The 21,250-nt window shown below is 48.6% G+C and carries 20 protein-coding genes and 1 tRNA gene; 4 read left to right on the top strand and 17 right to left on the bottom strand.

The window, feature by feature from the left end; all coding sequences use genetic code 11:
• The 5 genes from J1782_RS24170 to J1782_RS24150 all read right to left on the bottom strand — a co-directional run.
• Positions 1-2,159: AAA family ATPase (locus tag J1782_RS24170; protein ID WP_217154044.1), on the bottom strand; the 2,159-nt coding region annotated here is incomplete at its 3' end.
• A gap of 264 nt (positions 2,160-2,423) precedes the next feature.
• On the bottom strand, positions 2,424-2,786 hold the full coding sequence (locus J1782_RS24165) for a TetR/AcrR family transcriptional regulator (protein WP_217154043.1): 363 nt from the start codon (positions 2,784-2,786) through the stop codon (positions 2,424-2,426).
• A complete protein-coding gene (locus J1782_RS24160; RefSeq protein ID WP_217154042.1) occupies positions 2,767-4,611 on the bottom strand; it encodes a site-specific integrase in 1,845 nt (614 codons plus the stop codon). Before J1782_RS24160 ends, J1782_RS24165 begins: the two co-directional genes overlap by 20 nt.
• Complete coding sequence (locus J1782_RS24155; RefSeq protein ID WP_217154041.1) at positions 4,608-6,266, bottom strand: hypothetical protein; 1,659 nt, start codon at positions 6,264-6,266, stop codon at positions 4,608-4,610. Before J1782_RS24155 ends, J1782_RS24160 begins: the two co-directional genes overlap by 4 nt.
• A gap of 4 nt (positions 6,267-6,270) precedes the next feature.
• Positions 6,271-7,422, bottom strand: a complete 1,152-nt coding sequence (locus J1782_RS24150; protein ID WP_217154040.1) for a site-specific integrase — start codon at positions 7,420-7,422, stop codon at positions 6,271-6,273.
• A 28-nt stretch (positions 7,423-7,450) separates the two neighbouring features.
• Here J1782_RS24150 and J1782_RS24145 point away from each other — a divergent pair, with 28 nt between their 5' ends.
• Entirely contained in the window at positions 7,451-7,891 is a 441-nt protein-coding gene (locus J1782_RS24145) for an N-6 DNA methylase (RefSeq protein ID WP_254303150.1), read from the top strand.
• 78 nt (positions 7,892-7,969) lie between these two features.
• On the opposite strand, the gene J1782_RS24140 is transcribed toward J1782_RS24145, so the two are convergent.
• From J1782_RS24140 to J1782_RS24090, 11 genes are all read right to left on the bottom strand, one after another.
• Positions 7,970-8,374, bottom strand: a complete 405-nt coding sequence (locus J1782_RS24140; RefSeq protein WP_217154038.1) for a hypothetical protein — start codon at positions 8,372-8,374, stop codon at positions 7,970-7,972.
• A gap of 74 nt (positions 8,375-8,448) precedes the next feature.
• A complete protein-coding gene (locus J1782_RS24135; RefSeq protein WP_217154037.1) occupies positions 8,449-8,655 on the bottom strand; it encodes a hypothetical protein in 207 nt (68 codons plus the stop codon).
• A 1-nt stretch (position 8,656) separates the two neighbouring features.
• On the bottom strand, positions 8,657-9,199 hold the full coding sequence (locus J1782_RS26595) for a hypothetical protein (RefSeq protein ID WP_371819826.1): 543 nt from the start codon (positions 9,197-9,199) through the stop codon (positions 8,657-8,659).
• A complete protein-coding gene (locus J1782_RS24125) occupies positions 9,196-9,681 on the bottom strand; it encodes a hypothetical protein (protein ID WP_217154036.1) in 486 nt (161 codons plus the stop codon). The genes J1782_RS26595 and J1782_RS24125 overlap by 4 nt, the downstream gene beginning before the upstream one ends.
• Positions 9,674-9,934, bottom strand: coding sequence for a hypothetical protein (locus tag J1782_RS24120; protein ID WP_217154035.1), 261 nt, complete (start codon positions 9,932-9,934; stop codon positions 9,674-9,676). The genes J1782_RS24125 and J1782_RS24120 overlap by 8 nt, the downstream gene beginning before the upstream one ends.
• Positions 9,931-10,584 (bottom strand): hypothetical protein, encoded by a 654-nt coding sequence (locus J1782_RS24115; RefSeq protein WP_217154034.1) that lies wholly within the window; start codon positions 10,582-10,584, stop codon positions 9,931-9,933. Before J1782_RS24115 ends, J1782_RS24120 begins: the two co-directional genes overlap by 4 nt.
• 68 nt (positions 10,585-10,652) lie before the next feature.
• Positions 10,653-11,198 (bottom strand): hypothetical protein, encoded by a 546-nt coding sequence (locus J1782_RS24110; protein WP_254303149.1) that lies wholly within the window; start codon positions 11,196-11,198, stop codon positions 10,653-10,655.
• Positions 11,199-11,257: 59 nt separating this feature from the next.
• Entirely contained in the window at positions 11,258-11,974 is a 717-nt protein-coding gene (locus J1782_RS24105; RefSeq protein WP_217154033.1) for a hypothetical protein, read from the bottom strand.
• Between the two features lie 49 nt (positions 11,975-12,023).
• Positions 12,024-13,232 (bottom strand): conjugal transfer protein TraF, encoded by a 1,209-nt coding sequence (locus J1782_RS24100; protein WP_217154032.1) that lies wholly within the window; start codon positions 13,230-13,232, stop codon positions 12,024-12,026.
• Positions 13,233-13,332: 100 nt separating this feature from the next.
• Positions 13,333-14,301, bottom strand: coding sequence for a hypothetical protein (locus tag J1782_RS24095; protein ID WP_217154031.1), 969 nt, complete (start codon positions 14,299-14,301; stop codon positions 13,333-13,335).
• Positions 14,302-14,538: 237 nt separating this feature from the next.
• Positions 14,539-14,733 carry a hypothetical protein gene (locus J1782_RS24090; protein WP_217154030.1) on the bottom strand — a complete coding sequence of 65 codons (195 nt, stop codon included), beginning with the start codon at positions 14,731-14,733 and terminating at the stop codon, positions 14,539-14,541.
• A gap of 773 nt (positions 14,734-15,506) precedes the next feature.
• Here J1782_RS24090 and J1782_RS26440 point away from each other — a divergent pair.
• Together J1782_RS26440 and J1782_RS24080 are read left to right on the top strand one after the other, a co-directional pair.
• Positions 15,507-17,012 carry a TraI domain-containing protein gene (locus J1782_RS26440; protein WP_254303148.1) on the top strand — a complete coding sequence of 502 codons (1,506 nt, stop codon included), beginning with the start codon at positions 15,507-15,509 and terminating at the stop codon, positions 17,010-17,012.
• Between the two features lie 39 nt (positions 17,013-17,051).
• Positions 17,052-18,008, top strand: coding sequence for a tyrosine-type recombinase/integrase (locus J1782_RS24080; protein ID WP_217154029.1), 957 nt, complete (start codon positions 17,052-17,054; stop codon positions 18,006-18,008).
• Between the two features lie 264 nt (positions 18,009-18,272).
• Here the strand turns inward: J1782_RS24080 and J1782_RS24075 are convergent.
• Positions 18,273-18,348: transfer RNA gene (locus tag J1782_RS24075), tRNA-Phe, on the bottom strand.
• A gap of 681 nt (positions 18,349-19,029) precedes the next feature.
• Between J1782_RS24075 and speF the strand changes: the two genes are divergently transcribed.
• Positions 19,030-21,192 carry an ornithine decarboxylase SpeF gene (gene speF / locus J1782_RS24070; RefSeq protein WP_217154028.1) on the top strand — a complete coding sequence of 721 codons (2,163 nt, stop codon included), beginning with the start codon at positions 19,030-19,032 and terminating at the stop codon, positions 21,190-21,192.
• Positions 21,193-21,250 lie beyond the last annotated feature (58 nt).

Genomic DNA, 21,250 nt, shown 5'->3' with positions numbered 1-21,250 from the left:
ATATTGATTTTAGACATTTTTTTATAGTGTTCGGGATAACCTGTATGTTCAAAGAGCAATCTCAAACCCTCTTTAAAATCGTCGTAGTTGAACTCTTTGAAATCAAAGATATTCTGGCCTAACGAATGTGACTCACGATTGATGTAACGTAAAAATGACTGGAATCGTGGATTTTTCAATTCAGGTTTTTGTATTACATTACTGAGATCTGCCTTCTGTACAAAGTTAAAGAAATATTCAATTACATTCCTCATACAGTTAGCGATCAACGCTGGGGGTTGTTTATCATCATTAATTACAGACCAGTATGATTGATAATCATTTTGTATCTCATCATATTTTATTGAACTAATTGAACTGCCATTTGAGTTTTTAGAAAAACGGAATAAGCTTTGGCTCTCTTTCCTTCTATCATGATTTGCATCAGCAAGTTCATAGAAAAAGTACAGACTGTGAGATAATACGAATACTTGCTCAATGTCTTTTGAGTTGAAAAAATCATTTTTGAGTAACTGGCCTATATTGTAAACAAAGATATGTGACAAACTGGATACAGGATCGTCAATAACTGCAATTTTTCTCACGTTACCTTCAGTTGCGCTTTGTTTACCTCTGAATAGCTCTCTAAAATATAATAAACTGATGATCATTTTCTCACCTTCACTTAATGATGAGAAGATTTTTAAGTGAGAGTCAGTGCGAACTAAACGATATAGGTCACCTTCATGTTTTTCTATGTAGAAATCTGTAATTCCTATATCGGTTAAACCTTGGTTGATATTAATTATCGCCTCATCAATATTAACTGTGGATTTTTGATGTTCGACTCTATCCGAATTTGTTGTCCTTTCTAGCTCTGTTTTTGCAGTTTCATCTTTTGTTTTTTCAGTTATTATTTTTTCTGCTTCACTTTGAATGGCATTGAAGTTACTGATTGTTTGATCATATTCATATCGTAATATTTTCCAAAAATCAGTTTTGATATTTGCTAATTCATTTGCTGAATTGTCGATCTTGGAGTTATGTGTAACTATAAGCTTGTTAATTGACTCTACAACCAAATTAAATGCTGACACCGTTGCGGAAATATCATGTAATGTAACTTGTAGGCTAGGGTTAGAAACTTTTTGCTTGATTAACTCAAGATTTGCTTCTGCATCCTTTGATAACTGGGCGTGATATTCATTTAACTGAGCTAGATAGCCACTAGAAAATTGACTATTTTTATAGTCGTCTAACTTCGGAATACTCTCAACAATGGAAGTATATCGCGTTTGGATCGATTTAATTTCAATTATACTATTTTGATACGATTCATCAAAGTAATCACGAATATTTTTAGCTAGTTGTTCGGTAATCGTATCAGCCTGACAGAATGGACATTGAGGCCCATCAATTTGGTCCAAATATTTTAGACCGTCGCTCACCCAATCGGAATTTTTTAGCTTACCGATAAGTTTTGATACTGGACTGTCATTACTACCTACAATAATTTCATTCAAAGAAAGGGTATCTTCTGGAGATAATATAAATGAGTTAAATGTGCTAAGGGTTGAGTGTTTAACTGCAGCATCACCATCTATAGCATTAGCTTCATCTTTGAGGTTTGCAATGGTCTTGGACGGTTTGGATGTAGGCATAGGTATCAGGCAAAGATTATTGAAAAGAGATTCTTTGCTGCCCATTTTCCCTTTTAGACAAAATTCAAGCACTCGGTCGCCACCGGTATAACTGGTTTTTATCTCCCATGTTTTATTTTGCGCTTTTTCTTTCGCATCACTGATATTAGATTGTTGTTTAACTATATCTTTCCGTAACTGTTGCTTCTGTTTGGATATTTCTTCTAATTTTAGAGTTAACTCTTCTACCTTCTCCTTTGCTTCTTTATTTTCCTTGGATAAACTAAATATACCGCTTAGAGTGTCTTTCGAATAAAAGTTATCTTGAATGAACTTTTGATTGTAAACAAGAATTGTGTCGTAATCCCCGATGTGAGAGCAGTGTTCGTATTTTGTGCTTTGAGGGTCATAAAAATAATTAGAAAAAGTACTTTTCCCTGAACCATTCAATCCATATATTATATTAACCTTTTTGTCTGTTTTTAGCTCTGCTTTTGATTTGTAACTTGCAATGTTATTTAGTACGATATTAGTTATCACTTACTTTCTCCTCAGTAAACTATAACTCCCATTGATTTTTAATTAAATTACATTAGTTAATAAAGGTTGGTCAACTGTCGTTTTGACGAATTGAGAGCTGAAATCCAATTAACAATGCTAAGGGAATGAGTTGCAACACTAAATCTATTGCTGCCGACCGACATTTTAGCTATGGGGAACGAGGTTCTACCCTCTTATAAGTGTTGGCGAAAATACTGGGGCGAAGGGGGGTAGCAACTTAACAAGAGTAAATGAGTAAGCAATTTACCTGCCTTTAGGATTAAGTTCGTTGCAAAGCTGGCTATTTAGCATTTCATTTATGGAAGATAGTTGTGATATCTGCAAACGCAAATGGTGTATTTCTTCCCGTAGCGCACGATTTTGAGTCTCTGTGTCGTGAAGTTTTTTCCTTAACGTACTTTCGGATTTTTGTGGTGGGTAACCTGTTATCTGTCTGATTTTTGCCGCGATATCTGGGTAATGATTGTGAATCAGCGATGGGCTTATGCCAGCCTCACGCGCCACTCTGGAAATACTAAGTGTTTGCTTCCTGAGTACTAGACTGCGGATTATTTGCAGAAGTTTCTGTTGGCGGATATGTGCTGGTTTATGTTGTTGATTCATCATCGTCCCCATCACTGAGAGGAATACCAAGAGACTTCATCACGCTCTTGCAGTGCCTGATATCCTCAAAGAGATGATGCAATGCGATTGGGTGATGGACACGGGTTTTCAATGAACTTAAGTCGTCATATAACTGCTGGTATACAGAAAGGTGTGAAGAGTCGATCACCGCGTTACTACATTTACCACAGCGCAGCATATTCTGTGGAGAGTTGCCTGAACATCGTCGATTATCAGCGGTACACCATGCATGCCCATTGCTGCGGATAGATGTACTTTCGGCCATAGAACGGAGCATATGTTCGTGGCTGTGGAAAATATGAGACGGTGTAGTCTGTCTCCAGTGCATAAGATTTTTGCCATAACCACCGGCCAGAGGTGTTACTGCCTGAAGCCAGTTGTCTATCAGCGTTATTTTCAGCGTTTCTACGTCACCTTCTATTTCACTTAACAGTGTCATTTCCTGTCGGTCGCTCATGGCATATCTCAGCGTCATGTCCATTGACCAATGTTTAAAATGTTCGCGGAGATAACGAAGATCACCGAACTGACTTTGCGCTGCATAGTTCGCAAATTTACGTCGGAACTGGTGCGTGCTGATCGTCCATGGAATCTCGTGAGTCTGGCAAAACGCTTTCAGACGTGAATTCCATTGCCCACCGCCTAATGTCCTGACTTGTCTTGTGCGGGGATGTCTTCCCAGAAAAATGGCTCCCTGATGGCGTCTGGCTTCGAGGATCTCTGGGTCGTGCGGATTAGCCTGCTCTTTTTGTCGTATTTCTATTTGCAACTCCTTTTGAAGTGGTGCTGCCAGTCTTTCAGCCACCCTGATCGCCCTTACAGCAGCAGGAGGGATCATCCATTCAGTCTGACCTTCTCCGGTTTTTGTTGAGCGAGAACGCATCCACCACAGTATATCGCCGTTTTCATGTCGGATGCGGTAACAGGCACCCGTCTGTAACCAGGCCAGTTCGTGATTCCGACAACCGGATAGACTTGCGATAACAATGTAACAGGCAGTTCCAAGATGATGCAGATCCTGATATAGCGAAGTCAGTCCGTGGCTCCATCCTCGGGTCTTCAGGCAGGTATTGCGTGCAATAGCTCGGGTTGAGGGGCATTTATCTGCAACAGACTTGCTGGCATACAGGAGTGCCTCACGGTGTCGAAGTAATTCATCAGCCTGTTTTACTTTTTTCCAAGCGTGCTGGAACAATGCTGTAAAAACTAAATCAGGCATGAGAGGAGTTTTATGCATCGTGATAGTTTTGTTATTCATCCGGGCTAACCGATGGGAAGATGTACCGGGCCATGGGTGTGGGATCATGTGTTCAGGGGCAAACTGCCCCAGTTCAAACAGTGTTTCGAGCGCAGCTAGGCGGCGAGATAACGTTGCTGGCTTCAACGTCTTGCCTGTTTTAATACTTTGGTATTGCTGAAGTTCTCTGGCCCATGTCAGACAGAGCTCTACAGTGACCTGGTTCAGAGTGCATATATTCTGAGCGGAGAGCCAGTGCAGGAAAAAATGAATCTCTAGAATAAAAGCTGCCACTGTTCCTGGCCTTGGGCGAATCTTCCCCGCACGTCCGTGAGATAACCAGTGCCATGACAGGTACTTCAATGTTGCCCGGAAAACGGTGGGAATTTTTGCAAAACGAATATATCGCCGGAACCGACTTGTGTTGGTTGGAGCGTCGTTGAATTGCCACTCATCATCTTGGTACAGGCTTAGCGTAATCCAATTTCCGTTTATATGGATGCGAGATACTACTGTGCTGCCTGGCACGTCAGATTGACCAAGGAAAGGGGCTGTCTGTGGAATGTTCATTGTTTTTCCAGCCAGGCCAGCGGGCGTTCATATGACCAGAATGGATGTGGTGAATGCCGGGCAGCCTCACGGGCCTGGTCTACGTCAGACTGTCGAAAGATGCCATGCTGTATCCCGGGTATTATCACGGTCCGTTCGATAAGGCGCGGAATATAGGCATAGTACTGCTTCCAGCAGTGTTTGCTTACACGGTTACGTTCGTACAATACTCGCCAGAAGAAACTGAATACTCGATGTAGATCATCGGCCGTAACTACATAGTGGCGGCAGCGTAGGCAGTTGAGAAAAGAGTAGCACTGAGCTCCTGTCGTTGTCGGTGCGTATTCTCCATTACGGCGGTCACGACAACGACCTGCAGGTGTCTGAGCTAAATTTTCACGAGAGACACTGAGCAGTTCAGTTGTCAGTATGCGCCCCATCTTTTGCCAGCGGAGTTTGGCCTTTTCCGGTGGGCGGAGATAATTATGTGCAGTAACCTGCGGACTGTTGCCAGCGGCTGCGGCGGTTGCAATGAGATCTTCATCGAGGATCTCGTAAACCTTGTTGATAAACGTTTTACGCAAACGGCTGACATTCAGTCGCAACCAGTTACCGTTATCATCAGTAAGGTTGGCGTGTTTTATCAGTTTATCAGTGTGGTGCAATAGTACTGAGGATGTCAGTGTGGTGAGTTGTCCACTGGTGGGACCGGCTGGCACCCGATACAGCCAGAGAGACGATTTCAGATGGGGAGGCGCTTCATCACGAAGTGGTTCTGTTAGCCTGATGACGTTCCTGATTAGCCGGGCAACGGTAAGCCGTATTGCTGGCCAAGATGTATCGTCTTGAGTCGCTTCCTGTCGGATCACCACTTTGTCTTCGGAGTGACCTCGTCGCTTATTAAGCTGGAGAAACATCAGACCTTCCCGGGGATGGGGAATGAGGCAACTTGGGGTTAGCTCTAACAATGGCGTAGTATTGCGTCCAGTGTGTAAGGCAATAACCAGGAGCGCGTAACTGAGTAAATCGGGACCCGGAGAAGACGATAGGGTCATCAGCGGACTGACGGCGGATTTTAATGCTGTGGCAAATGCTCGTCGCTGAGGCCGTGTCAGGGGAGACTCTCCACGGGCACGGCGGTTACAGCCTGGAAATGGGTTGGGCGGAAACGTGAGTAAATCAGGGCGCCCACGAAGCGTAAGGTTTATTTTTCCTCGTAGCCCTATAGCGGTCAACACTGAACGACAGGCGCTATATATTGCTCGCTGACTAAGCATTGAGATATTTTTCTGGCGAAGAAAAAAGAGAAAACCATCTATCGTGTTTCGACTGATATCGTTTAGTGTTAGTTCATGCTGGGCAGTCTGGCTGCTTAGTACCATGAACTCCAGAAAGTTGCGCCCACCAATACAACAGTAATTAACAACTGTTGTGACTGCGACGTCATTGTCCAGCCCGGCAAGAAATCGTTCAGTTTGTTGCTGCCAGCCCGCAGTTATGTTGTCAATTCCTACACCATACCAGGGGGCGAAATCATAATGCCTATTGGTGGTCGGATTTCCTGGAAACGAGACGACGGTAACCGATGGGCGGAGTGGGTTTCCGGCAGGAATGTCACGAGACAGGAATTTAGCTGCTGTCAGCGTAGTTCGGGTGAACAGTTTACGCCGTCCCATATCGTTAGTCTCCGCTTTCAATGTTGAGGATATCGCTGTACTGCAAAATGGCATCCTCTGCGAGTGTGTTAATTAGATGAAGATAACGCATAGTAGTATTAATGGAGCTGTGACCCAGTTGCTGCTGAATGAACACGACTGGCTCGATACGATTTTTATCTCGCTGTTGTTGAAGCAGGGACAGCGTATGAGTTGCCCAGGTGTGTCTGAGCATATGAGTATTAACCTCTATGCCTGCCTTGTGCCCGATTTCTCTGACAACTCTGTCTAGGTGTTTTCCGCCATCGGCGTAGGGTAACCCGCTGTGATTCAAGAATAGGGCTTGCTGGCAAGAAGGTGAGAGTGATGCTCGTTCGTATCGGCGAAGGCGGATATAGTCGCAGATGTTCCGATAAAAGAGTTGGCTAATATAAATATCCCTGGGTTTCATCCCTTTAGTGCGCATCCCATAACCATCAGTTGGGGAAAGAGATATTCGAATATTGCCATGTATTTCTGCTGATGGTGTACAGGACGTCGATATATACGCCAAGGGAAATGAGGCCAGCTCTTCGCGGCGAAGGCCAGTGTTCAGGGCCATCAACAACAGCATCCGGTGGTGTGGATTACGAGTGGTTGTAATCAATGAGTGAATTTGCTCGGAAGACAGAAATGTCGGAAGCTGCCGCCATCGACGGGGCATCACATTTCTTGTGGTTGTCTTGCCGCTAGAAGCCTCCGTATGAGCCAGAAAAGTTGGCGATCTGACTGTGACCCGTGATTCGTTGTGCCAGGGTAAATGAGTTATCCAGCCTTGCTGAAGCGCAAACTCATAAAACTGGCAGATGAAATGCAGCCGTTGGCTGACCGTGTTTCGGGAAAGGCCGACATGGCTGAAACTCCAGAGACGGTAACTGTCGGTTAGGTTTACGCCAATTGCCGGTGAAACAGTCTTCCATTGTAGACTGTGTACCTGAAGAAAACTGAAGTAGTCATAGAGTGCCTGTCCTGCAGCACGCCACGTATGATGAGAACTGATACTGCCCCGGCTCAGATGATGCCGCAGAAAAATGTTGACCTCCCTGCAACTATCCATAGTGTCGTGAAGGATTATTGGGAATCCAGGGCAAGATACACCGGATAAACAAAAATCACTGGAAGCCCATACCAGCAGCATGATGCCAGCCCCTTTTCAGTTGAACGAAATGGCTCCTGATCTGTACTGCATATCCATCAGATTAATCCTTGACCAGAACCTAACAAACTTCAAGGTCCATAACACGCCATTTTGCGTTTCCCGTATGATGGCGGAAATGCAACTGGATGATATCGGCAGCTTGCTGGCCGATAAGCCTTTTTTCACCGTTTACGAACCGGCTTGTGGTTCAGCCGGGATGCTCCTGGCTATTGCGGAGGTCGTCATGGAAAAGGGATTTAATCCAGAACGGCATCTGTGGGTTTCCTGTACCGATATCGATCCGGTGGCGTCCGGAATGGCTTATATCCAGTTATCGCTGAAGGGTATCCCCGGAGAGGTTGTGACAGGGAACGCCCTGAACGGTGAACGCCGGCGAGTAATGCATACCCCGGCGCATTGGTTGGGGAACTGGTCATATCGTCTAAAAAGCGTTTTAGATATTGCATAACATAAACGAAGCCTCTGCATTGCAGAGGCTTTTCTATGAATTTAAATCCTGACGAATATTATTTATATTGGCTTAGTATTAATTCTTAACCGTAAATCGGAATAACAAAAAACAACTTACGATAAAAAACGTCAGGCCACTTCCCTGAACCTGAATGCTCCAGTCAAGAACGATACTCACTGCGATAAAGGCCGCCAGGACGACCACCATCAGGTGAGACAGCACCAGGTATCTGCTTGCAAAACGCATAAATGGCATCAGGCCAAGTGCTGCTAACCGCTTTCGCTCAGGGATCAGGGGCAATATCACCCCAACAAACGAGAGCACGCTACAAAGATTTGCAGTACACGCAGCCGTGAGCTGCTGAGGCCCCCACTGGTTTCGCAGCGGTACTGCAAGAATAAGCCGGACGCCAGCGAACAATATAGCAGCCCATACCCAGAACAAAATTCGGAACCATTTTTCGTTTTGAAAAAAAGTCATGTGGTCTCTCCTAACAAATATCGATGCGATAAAACTAATAATTAACGTAACGGTCACGCTAATCACGTCTAATCTCAATAAGAAAGTTCGACGGCTACGGATTCATCCGCGGATTCCTGATTATCGAAAAACTCACCGCCATCAGTCACTGTGGTATGAGCATTGGAGTGACAAAACGATTTCCACTCTTTCTTACTGCCACGCCATCCAGTGTGCCAACCAAGTTCTCGTGTTGCTTTTCGCCATGCGCGATTTGCTAATTGCATCTGTGTTTTTTGCATATCACGCCCCCTTGACCGTAAAACCGGACTTTTCTATATCAGCAATGGAATTTAGGCGAGAGGCGTTATATCCACGGACATATCCCTGCTCGTATTCATCAGGGTCTTGATAGTCAAAGCGCTCGTTATGCAACTCAACGGGATTGGCCAGTTTGGCTTTCAGCTCTGCGATTTCTGCCCGCAAACCTTTTTGAACTTCGTGCCCCGCAGTCAAATCACGGTATTGATTGCGGTTTGCGCGTTCTGCATCATCAGCCTGTTGGCGTACTGCCCCAACTTTTTCGACAGCGTCAGCAAACTGGAACATGTTGCTCCACTCGGGGCGTTGACCAGTAGCGGCTTCGTACATATCGCTCAGTGCCTCTTCCGCAGCGTCACGTTCCGCAATCACCTGTGTTTCGCTGATGTCTAAGTTTTCTGCACGCTGACGTTCAGCTTCGAGCTGGTTAATTACCTTATTTGCAAAGTTACGCATAATCTCATTAGGAATGATTTCGCATTCCAAGAATTCACGCAGCGCAGCTATATCGGATGTCTCAGTCATACCGTCTCCCGAAGTGTTTTGTTGGCTTTGAGTGCTTCTTTGTAGCTGGATTTAGCCTCTTTTTGTGTATCGCACCATTCCCCGGTAGCTCTGCGGGAAACCATCCGGAATTTGCCCCGATTCGGATACCAAGAGCCGTATTCAATTTCTGGCACATCAATGCCCAGAAACTCTGCAAACGAATAACCGCAATCCGCATGCAGGTACTCTTCGTAGCGAGTGGGTGTTTTAGGTGCGGGTAGTGATGCAAAGGCGATAGCCCGGCCAGCGTCTGTAACGTGGTAAACCACATCACCCTCAGCGCAGAATGAGGGAGCGGCGAAGGATGTCATCAGGCCAGCAGTATGGAGAGATTCCAGATCAGCATTAGCATTGTGACCGCCGCTGGCGAGAAAATAATTCCGATATGGTTCGCGGCGATTCTCGTTGATGCCTAGTGCGTGCTGCATGAGTTCGATTTGGTATTTGGTTGTCTCAATCATGAGGTTGTTCCCTTTTTTCGGCTTTGAGTACCATCCGACTGCCGTCAGGTAACCCCCAACTAATTTCGCCACCCTCCGACATAACCAATTGCCAAACCAGTTGTGCTGCCTCATTTGTCACGTCGCTGCCCTTATCGTTGCTGACGAGGACTCGCTGACCCTCACCGTCGTCGCGCATTTTTGCTAACCTGATAGCTTTGCTCAGCGGAGAGAACCCCAATTGCAATTTGGCTGCAGGTTTACGTGCGTTCATGATTGTGTTTCCCCCTTCATGGCAGGCATGGAGAGGTGAGTATTTTCCGGGATGATATCGGTATCTGAAAGAGACTGGATATGGTTCAGGCAGTCATGCAGTGAGTCGAAGTCTGTCTGTGAAACTCTATGGCCCCATCTCTCTTTCGCCAGGCCAAACTTTCCTGTGCTCCGGTTGCTAAAAAATGACCAGGCGCAATCTTCACTTCCCAGATTGAATACCGACATGACTTTCTCATCCCTTTCATCAGATTTGAGATATTCAAGAGTGAATTTAACCAATTGTATCTTTTGCTGAAGCTCAGTTGGGGAATTGGAAGAGAATGAGATCGCAAACCCGCGTTGTTTCGTATTGATGTTGTAACCGCCATTCAAATTCAGCCCGGCTTGTTCAATCCAGGCCAGTTTGTATTCCCGCATCACATGCGTTTCATTGTCATCGCTGTCAAAAATAGATGGCCAGTTGGGTTTGTTTCCCCATGATTCAATTAAAATGGAATCCCGCTCGCAGAAGAGGCTGTAAGCCTCATTTTGTGCGTGTTCAAGATTACGTTCTGCACGCTGAACTGAGCGATGGCGTTTTTTTACAATTTCATTGGCTTCCGCAATACGGCGATTTATGCCGTTTAACTTAGTTTCCAGATATTGCATACAGATAATCTCCTGAGCAGAAAATATGCCCGAAAAGCCGGACAACGATTCTGATGGATAAAAGATGCCTAACGAATTGTCCCTTCTGCCACTGGGCCAATTTGCCCCCAGAGTTTTTTCGTCCAGGCTTCTTTAAGATGGGTTGGGTCTGTTGATCGGTAAGTCGCTATAACCTGGCTGCTCCCACCTTCGCGGCTGACTTCAAGTGTCAGGTGATCGTCTTTCCCCCATACCCGGCTCATCCGGTAGTAAGAACCTGGTTGGGCGCTCCAGTCCGTGCCTTCAGACATTGCGCTGGCCACCCAGCCTGAGTTTCCTTTACCGCTGTTACCGGCAGCGGCAATTTCATCACTCGATGTGAAGTGGTAGTAACGCTTCAGCCTGACGGCGGCGGTATCGACATCCGCCCGGACAATCAATGTTTTAGTAATTTCACCCCATTCAGGTGATTTTTCTGCATTGGCAGGCGGTGTTGAGGGGGACAGAGTAGAGCGCAGTTGACTGACCTGCTGTGTAAACGTGTTCAGGTCGCTGTTGCTGCATGCCGTCATATTCAGTGCACACGCGGCGACCAGAAGAGCGGAAGGGAGCTGAAGTTTATTTAATATTGCCATGATATATCTCCATTTCTGATAGGAGGAAGCGGGGCACGCAGTGCTTGCCCCTGACCAATTTAGAGGCGGGAGTCCGTGAGGTGGACCAGCCAGATCATGTAGCTTTTCCCCACGCGATTAATATTCAAAACCGCGCTGCCATTTTTAAGCAGCACTCGCCCGCTGCTGCGAGCTACGTCATGAGCCTCATTGTCGGGACCGATTGGCAAGCCTGCTGCAAGCTGGAAATTCAACAACGTCTGATACTGAAAAGATGAATCTGCGTAGTCCGAGAAAATCATGAGTTTTTGAGTGAAAGTTTTAGAGGTTGGCTTTAAGTGCACGGGGACAACGTTCGTATTGAGCACCGCGCGGAAAGCTCCAGCAGACGACACTAGTTCCAAAGGCAATGGTTCTCCGAAATATGACATTGCATGCCAAAACGCTAAAGGCTCAAGTGTTCCTGACTGTCGAAAAGTGTCAGCAGTGACAGCGCTTTTATCGGGCGAAATTACCCGTTGGCCCTCGACCTCATCAGACTCTCTCTCGGGTAGGGCGTTAAGCGATTGAAGGACATTTCTGAGGGCATCGGGGCGCGTCGGAGTAAACATCCAAACAGAAACATCATATGAAACACAGTGCGCACAAGCCTGTGTGTTGGGTGCTTCCTCTAATGTGTTTTTAACCGCACCAGGGGCTGTTGATGCTCGGGCATTTGCAGAAATCAATAGCATGATGCTCAGTATTACGCTGATTAAAAGAACTGAAGATAAATGGTTTTTTTTCACGATTGTCATGGTCTTTCTCCGGTGAAGGGAAAGGGCATGTTGAACATGCCCGTAAGTATCAGAAGGTGACAGAGAGCTGCGCTACAGCACCGTAGGTTCGGTCTGTCCCGGCCATCCCGGTCAGGTCGAGGTGAACCAGGTCGAACGGTGAAATGCCGATACCTGCCGTCACGACATTGTTGTCACTGTTGCGCATGTCAGCGCGATAGCCGGCACGCAGCTGCGCCCACGACCAGGCATTAAGCTCGGCACCGACGCCGGCATATTGTCTTTTTTCATCGGAAGCGAATCCGCTTTCGGGGGTCATATCGACGTCGGCCGCAAAGGTCACGAACCCGTTACTCCATGCGGTGCCTGCGGTGGCCTGTGGGCGGATTTTGAAGCTGTCCTGTGTGCCGTTGATTTCACGGGTAGCGACACTGCGGGCCACGAGGTTTTGCGTCGCCAGGGCGACGGTCCACGCCGGCGTCAGGTCAGCTGAGAAACCCAGGTCAACGTTGGCACCGCTCTCTGAACGCTTCCAGTCGCCGCTGTGAAAATCAGAGGTGCTGTAGTTATTAATGGCCACGTTATAATTCCAGGTATCAACCCGCTGGAGTTTAGGAGTGATACCAACGGAAACCGGAATATCAACGAGGGTGAACTGATGTGCCATGGCAATGCCGTATTCGCTTACCAGTGCTGCCACTCCTTCCGCCCGGGAGGTCAGGTTGTTTAACGCGGTTCTATCCGGTTGAACGAGACCTGAGCCGACCGCATCGAGATAGGCCAGATCACTGTCGCTCACCACCGCACGCGCTTTGGCCTCTCCCCAGCCTTTTACGACGAGAGCAAAAGGCAGGGTAGTGTTCGGTACGGCAATGGCGGCACCGACGCCGGCATTCGCCTGACCGCTGTGGTCGGATATATCGGTCAGGGATTTTCTGAGTTGGGCTGCTGCTGAAGCACTGTTGCCTGTGCTGGTGGTATTTTCCAGATTGTCCCAGGCATGTTTAATGCTATCGAAGCCGTCCTGCAGGTTATCCGGGTCACTGACCTGAGCCCCTATCGCCGGCAGGATAATGCTGAGGTCATCAGAAGGCGTCGCTTTTGTCAGCAGGGCTGGGTTCAGGAACGGAGCCGCGCCGTATTTGGACGAGGCTACACCGGTGCCACCCATTGCATCATTACGCGCTTCAAACCAGGTACCGGCCGCGTGGGCTGCCGGCAGTGAGGAGGCCAGGCCAGTAAGCAGCAGGCAGCGTGAGATTAATGTGGCTTTCATCATGATATTTTCCTGTTCAGTTTAGGATTTTTAGGCAAAAGAATTCCCTGATGCTTGCGCACCAATAAAATTTTGTTTGTTTACGTGATACCGGATTAATTAATCAGAGCATGTCATCTATTGTTTTTAACCACTCCTGTGTTGCATATTTTTCTGGAAATCTGAGTGGCAGTAATTCTTCTGTTTGCCATTCAGATAAGTCCGTGGAATTAAATATTTTGTCCACCGCCATAATGGGTAATACTTTCCCTGATGAGAGGAGAGATAATGTTGTAGTGTCTGTTGTGCGCGTGGCGACTCTGGCCAACCCTTTTCTTTCAATTACGCCACAATAAGCGAGAAAATCTGAAATAAGCTCTTCATGTCCGCCATAAGGTATTTGTTCGCCCAGATACTGGACAATGCGCAGCGGGACACCATTTTTTAATCTTGCCGTAATGAGGCAAACACCTATTAGTGTTTCATGACTGCGTTTATCAACCGGCGGAGCAAGTTTGTCCCGGAGTAAAATAATCTGAGGCAAGCCTATGCCAGAAAATGCCCTAATCTCTTTATTTATTCTCAATGCCAGCGTATGCCAGTCCGGAATATTACCGGGCGCAGGGCCTGGTGTGACGACTTCGCCCTGCAACCATCCCTTATTAACCCCAAACCAGTCGGCCATCTCTGAAAGCAACGGAGCAGTCAGATAATCCATCGTTCTCTCCCGGTTTTCCAAAACGCTAAGGCCGATATTCCAAGGGGACAGCAGTGTGGCGACATCGGTAACGTTTAGCCCGTGCGCCCCCATGAGCAACTGAAAGCGTTCGACGACCAGTGTTGCCCGGGTCTGGAAGGGCGAGAGGGTTTCCCGTACCACTCCTTCTATTAAAATATTGATGAACTCGGAGGCGGAGACCCCCAATTTTGCCGACGCCTGTGTGACATATTCTCGGATACCTGGCTTAAATCTGACGGCCAGAGGATCCCCGGACTTTTTACTTTCCGTCGCGGCAGCGCTGAGTAAAGCACTGAGCTTATCGTCCTGTTCCAGCGTCAGGCGCGAAAGCAATGATGTGACGTTAAGGTTCATGGTTTTTCCCGATGTTGAAATAGCGCGTTGTATTGAATGTGTTTCATTCATTTGTATCCGATGTGAATACAGTAATCGGACAAGTGGCCTATGTATAACGGACAATTTCGATCGTTCAGATCGACACGGCTCATGTAACCAATATGAATACGTTGATTAAAAGATTTAACGGGAAATTGTTTATTCACTTTTGCAAATTAATTATGGGTGTCGGCCCGTTGCCTGAATCGGGGCCATTTAGCGCCGCAACCACCTGAATCGCAAACGAAAATGCGCAGACAGTGGCCTGCATTCCGCCTCCTGTAACCAGCCGGCAATAAATCCCTCGGTCCACAATGCCAGACGGTGAAAGCGGTTCAGTTTGTAGTTGTAATGAAAGGCAGCTTCCTCCTCCTCGCAGATGTTCCTGCAGGCACGTTCGGTGGCTTTCATGAGTTTCCAGGACAGCATCGTCGTTATTGCCTCTTGTCTTTTTTACGTATCACAAGCACACCGCAGCGCCCAGAGGGGGAATACCAGCGCCATTCCTTGAGGAATGTGTCTAGCTGAAGGCCTGTCCGCTCAATGCGGCCAACGGGCCGGCTCAGGATGCGGTGCCTGTAGTTCCCTGCCGGGAAACGTTGTACTAACCGTTTTATTCTTCGGCAACTGAGAAGATGCGATGACAGGATGAGAGTGCCGTGGGGCGACGACAGGCCGGTACGGAGCGTGTCCGTCAGGGCTCGCCAGTAGGCGTTAATGTCACTGAGACCCGGCTGGCCGACGCAGAGCCAGGGGTTGAGGTGCAGCCAGACCCTGTGTCGTTTTTTCATCAACACAAAGGGGGCGGGCCTGAGAAAAAACATCACTTTGGTCAAGGGTCTGAACAACACTGGCATACAACAGATGATAGCAAACACGACCAGTGTGTCAGGGGTGATCCCTCTTCGGGTGATGAATGCACTGAGGGCTAAACAGATTAGCCCCCAGCCTGTGGCAACCAGGGTTAGCTGAACGTTATCCGATTTCATGGCGGTCCCTTTTCTTGGAAAAGTCCCATTCAGGCACGTTCCCGGACGCCTGGTCAGGAAAAATTCTGCATGCAAATCCAAAAAATAAAGATCAAGTGACTAATCGATCAAATGAATAAACAGTTCTCCCTTGTCAGCGGAGGGGGAAAGCATAGCGTAATGCCTCTTTACCGATAACTGACGCAGGGGATGGCAATGCTAAAGTGGATTGCAGGCGCATTTCAGAACCAGAAAGGGGAGATGGCACCGACGCCGGTTAAGGTGTCCGATAGCCTTGGAGCAGGTGGATGGTTCGCGCCGCAGAGCGCCGACGCGCTTCTGGCCACCCGGGCCAGGAAACAGGCACTGCAACAATTATGGGACAACAGCCCTTTTTCCAAAGCGGTATGGGAAGCGTTCTGGCTGGAGCCCGTTAAGCAGCTGGCGGTCAGTCTGCAGCAGCTGCCAGCTGCCACATCCGGACCCTATGCCCGCGAAGGCGGCATGCTGGATGAGGCACTGGACGTGGCGGTTTGCGCGGTCAGGCTATCCCGGGGATGGATGCTGCCGCCAGGGGCGCCCCCAGAAGAGCAGTCGGCACAGAGTGCGGCCTGGTGTACGGCGATATTCTGGTCCGCATTACTGCATGATTTGGGCAGTCTTCAGCAGATGGCGGCTTTCTATGAAGACGGGCGCCGGTGGCATCCGGGGTTCGGGAAGCCTGATGCCCCGTGGCGTATGCGGTTTTGTGATCAGGATTCAGACTCGACAGTTCGTGCTGCCGCCTCAGCTTATCGACTGCTACCCTATGAGGGGCTTATCTGGGTGGCCCGCTGGCCCGCACTGACGGACATGTTGCTGACCTACCTGTCTGGTCATAAGTCTGCCGGCGCTATACTCCATGCTGCCGTGAGTGCAGCTCGTGAAAAATGTGGGTTGCTGGCTGAAGGCACGTCTTCCCAGCCTTCAGCAAAATTAGCCGCAAATAATTCTGAAACCTTATCCCAGAGTGCTCCTCCGGCTTCTGCCGAACATCCCGCGAATGAAATTGCTGTTAACCCCATTGTATCTATGGCAATCGATGAGAATAAAACTCAGTCGTCAGGCAGTGCGCCTGCCATTCGGCCTCTGCCCGAACCGGCCTCAGAGCTGGTCTCTGCGCTCGGCCAACCGGTAGCTGATGAAGGTGATGCTGAACAGGGAACGGATGGGCAATCAGGGGGCGGGACGCCGGGAGAATTGCTGACACTGCTGGATAAAATGACCGGCGGGGATACGCCCGATGCAGTGTTGCCGGAGGATGACCCACCGCCGGTGGCAGCGTTGCAGCCTGCGGATATCTCCGCGCTCACCCCGGGTGAACATTTCTGGGCGTGGCTGGTTGATTCTATCGAGGCGGGGTCATTAAGTGTGAATGCGCAGGATAGCCTGCTGCATGGTATGGCGCAGTACGTGTTTATCCAGACACCGGACTGTTTTTACCGGTACCTGGGGGGGCAGGGAAATACGGAGGGGGATAAAGATGAGGTTCAAAAGAGTTTTGAAGTATTGAACCGGCATTTTTCAAAAAGTGGGAAGGGAATATATATCTACAGGAAATATGAGAATGAGAGCCGGGAGGGGCGGTTTACCCGAATGTCTGGCTATATGATTTTGGCCTCACAACTCTTTAAGCAAGGTGTCGTGCTTTCTGACAGCCTGTGGTTGTCACCCAATAAATAGATTTTGCAAATTATTTGCTTGAGAAATAAGGAGAATGAAATGGATTTAATTAATTATGACGATATCTTGCAGGATTATTTTTTCAGTAAAACATTACGGCCTGCCACTGAATGGAGTTACAGAAAAGTTGTCAATTCATTCATACGTTATACGGGTGATAAGGTTCTACCGGGTCAGGTCAACAGACTGACAGTCTTAAACTGGCGGCGACATGTCTTAAATGAACAGGGACTGTCATCCATAACATGGAATAATAAAGTCGCTCACATGCGGGCAATTTATAATCATGCGCTGCAGCAAGAGTTTATTACCCTAAAAGATAACCCCTTTAATGGCGTGATTGCCAGACCTGATATTAAACGGAAAAAAACGCTCTCGGAGTCAGAGATAAAAAAGATTTATTTACTGCTTGAGGCCAGGGAACATGAGGAGAGTTTGGGTGTGATGGATAAGCAACGCTCGGCGCTGCGACCAGCCTGGTTTTGGCTGAGCGTGGTAGACACGCTTCGGTATACCGGGATGAGACAGAATCAACTGCTCAACATTCGCCTGGAAGATGTTTATCTGGAAGGGGGATGGATTAATTTAAGACCGGAGGCATCCAAAAATCACCGTGAGCACCGTGTTCCCATAACCCGATTATTGCGGCCAAGACTTGAAAGGCTAATGATGGCTGCGACTGAGCGTGGGGCAACACACTGCGATATGCTATTTAATGCCAGCAGGTTTGATGGGCGGAAGAATATCTTAACTGATGTGATGGCGTATCAACCCTTGCGCGGTTTTTTTCGCCGGCTCTCGACTGAGTGCCAGTGCGTCATTACTCCGCACCGATTCAGGCATACCATTGCGACCGATATGATGAAATCCCCTGACCGTAATCTGAAAGTGGTTCAAACACTGTTAGGACACTCAAGTGTGGCTGTCACGCTGGAATACGTTGAAGGCAATATGGACAGTCTGCGGGTCGCCCTGGAAGAGGTTTTTGGCCGATAAGATTAATCTTAAGTTAAATATAAGTGATTGAAAGCAAAAAAGTGCGGGTTTTCTTTACAGAAGATTGACACTGCCGGTCGGAAACTGTAAGAATTCTTATCGGAAGGACGAGAGAAAGCCGGAGAGTGCTAGAACACTCTCCGGCTTCTTAGTCCCGAGTGTTCAACAATCGATGCGATAAGCGTATTTATCACATGACGTCGTTTCGGGTACTTATGTCATGCCCGTTAAGGATCTCAACCCTTAACGAACAGGCTCTGAAGATGGTGCCCGGACTCGGAATCGAACCAAGGACACAGGGATTTTCAATCCCTTGCTCTACCGACTGAGCTATCCGGGCAACGGGGCGCATTAAACCGTATTGGGCATGTGTCGTCAACGGCTTTTTGTAACAACGGTGGCGTTCGTCACCCGACTGATGCTTTTTACCGCATTTTGGCGATTTAACTTACGATACCGGGAAAGTGTCCGTCAAAACAGGGTGGGATGGGCGGATTTTCGCGTTTTGTGATGTCGCATTCTGTAAGAATTTCCCGCAATGTTCAGGGTTGAACAGGGGAATAAAAGATGCCATTATTGCGCCGATTTATTAAACAACTCTGATCCCGTTTTCACGCGACAGCTCAAGAGGGTTGCGGCATGGCTGGTTTATCACATCGCGCTTTTCGTAAGTGCAGAAAAAATCTGATGATGATCTCCGGGTGCTGTAAACACCACGATTTCAGTTTTCCTCCTTTTGCAGATCCTTTCATGCGGTAAGGCTACCGTTTGCCTGCTGTTAGATATTAGTAAAAACAGAGCGCACCTCTGATTTTACTGTTGTCTATCAGACGTGGCCTGGCCTGAACGTCGATCTGTCACCACTTTGCCCCTCGGGCATCGTTTCATCGCACTCGACCTCGCGCTCAAGCCAACGTCATTTGCCGGGCTGGACTCTGCGCACTATACCTTTAAGACGTAAGAACCAGCTCATTGCCGTGCCCTGTGGCACACCCTCTTACTTAACCGTTTGAGAGTCTGAATGAAACACTTAAAACTTGCAGCAAGCGCTTCTGTCGCCCCTTATCTCCAGACGTCCCGCCTGGTCGTCGATCTGCGTCGTGCCGATTATGCCGACGTGGCGGCCATCATTATTTCTGTCGGGGATCTGAATCACGGCAGGCTGGCGGAGATAGAAACGCTGGGATTCGGGATCCCCGCGTTTGTTGCAGTGCAGGGAACGGAGCAGATTGCGCCGGAGTTTTTACCGTCGCTGAAAGGCGTGATTACGCTGTCCGATGCCAATCAGGCGTTCTATGCGGCGCAGATTGAATCGGCTGCGCAGGGCTATGAAGAAGCTTTGTTCCCGCCGTTTTTCGACACACTGAAAAAGTATGTCGAGATGGAGAACGCGACCTTTGCCTGTCCGGGGCATCAGGGCGGTGAGTTTTTCCGTCGCCATCCGGCAGGGCGTCAGTTCTATGATTTTTACGGCCCGAACATTTTCCGTTCCGACATGTGCAACGCCGACGTCAAACTGGGCGATTTACTGATCCACGAAGGCTCGGCGAAGGATGCGCAAAAGTATGCGGCGAAAGTCTTCAGCGCGGATAAAACCTATTTTGTTCTCAACGGGACTTCTGCCGCGAACAAAGTCGTGACCAACGCGCTGCTGACGCGCGACGATCTGGTGCTGTTCGACCGTAACAACCATAAATCCAACCACCACGGCGCACTGCTTCAGGCAGGCGCGACGCCGGTGTATCTCGAAACCGCGCGCAATCCGTTTGGTTTTATCGGCGGCATCGACGCGGCCTGTTTCGATGAAGCTTATCTGCGCAAACAAATCAAAGAAGTGGCTCCGCAACGTGCTGGAGAAAAACGTCCTTTCCGCCTGGCGATTATCCAGCTCGGCACGTATGACGGCACCGTGTATAACGCGCGTCAGGTGGTCGATAAAATCGGGCATCTGTGCGACTACATTCTGTTTGATTCTGCATGGGTCGGTTATGAGCAATTCATCCCGATGATGAAAGAGTGCTCACCGCTGTTGCTGGAGCTCAACGAAAACGATCCGGGCATTATCGTCACGCAGTCCGTGCATAAGCAGCAGGCCGGGTTCTCGCAGACGTCGCAGATCCATAAAAAAGACAATCATATCAAAGGCCAGAAGCGTCATTGCAGCCATAAGAAGCTGAATAACGCATTCATGATGCACGCTTCAACCAGCCCGTTTTATCCGCTTTTTGCCGCGCTTGATGTCAACGCGCGTATTCATGCCGGTGGCAGCGGTAAACATATGTGGATGGAGTGCGTGAAGCTGGGTATCGAAACCCGCAAAATGCTGCTCGATCAGTGTTCGATGATTCTGCCGTTTGTTCCGCCGGTGGTCGGTGGAAAGCGCTGGCAGGATCATGAAACCGCTGAAATGGCGAACGATGTGCGTTTCTTCGATTTTGTGCCGGGCGAGCGCTGGCATGCCTTCTCGGGTTACGCGGAAAAACAGTATTTTGTTGATCCTTGCAAGCTGCTGCTGACCACGCCAGGCATTGATGCGTCCAGCGGGAAATATACCGAGTTTGGTATTCCCGCGACGATCCTGGCGAACTACCTGCGTGAGAACGGCATCGTGCCGGAGAAATGCGATCTCAACTCGATCCTTTTCCTGCTGACGCCAGCCGAAACGCCGGCCAAAATGCAGCTGCTGGTGGAAGAGCTGGTTCGCTTCGAGCAGTACATCGAAGAAGACGCGCCGCTGAGCGAAGTGTTGCCGACCGTTTACCGTAAAAACGAAGACAGATACCGCAACTACACCATCCGCCAGTTGTGCCAGGAAATGCATAACCTGTACGTCAGTTTTGATGTGAAAGAGCTGCAAAAAGAGATGTTCCGCGAGAAGAGTTTCCCGAAAGTGGTGATGAACGCGCAGGACGCTCATAACGAGTTTATCCGCGACAACATTGAACTGGTGCCTGTCGGCGAAGCCGAAGGCCGTATCGCGGCGGAAGGTGCGTTGCCGTATCCGCCGGGCGTTCTGTGTGTCGTGCCGGGCGAGCTGTGGGGCGGCGCTGTGCAACGTTACTTCATGGCGCTGGAAGAGGGGATTAATCTGCTGCCGGGCTTCTCGCCTGAACTCCAGGGCGTTTATATCGAGAAAAAACCGGTCGGCTGGAAGCGTATTATGGGCTACGTCGTCGCGGAGTAATCCGCACACGCTCAAGCAGAAATGAAAACGGAGGCCAGCGGGCCTCCGTTTTTTTGTA

Origin of the sequence: Rahnella sp. BCC 1045 (genome assembly GCF_019049615.1) — a bacterium.
GTDB classification, from domain to species: domain Bacteria; phylum Pseudomonadota; class Gammaproteobacteria; order Enterobacterales; family Enterobacteriaceae; genus Rahnella; species Rahnella contaminans.
The sequence above is the reverse complement of the archived record's forward strand: the minus strand, read 5'-3'. Positions and strand labels throughout refer to the sequence as shown.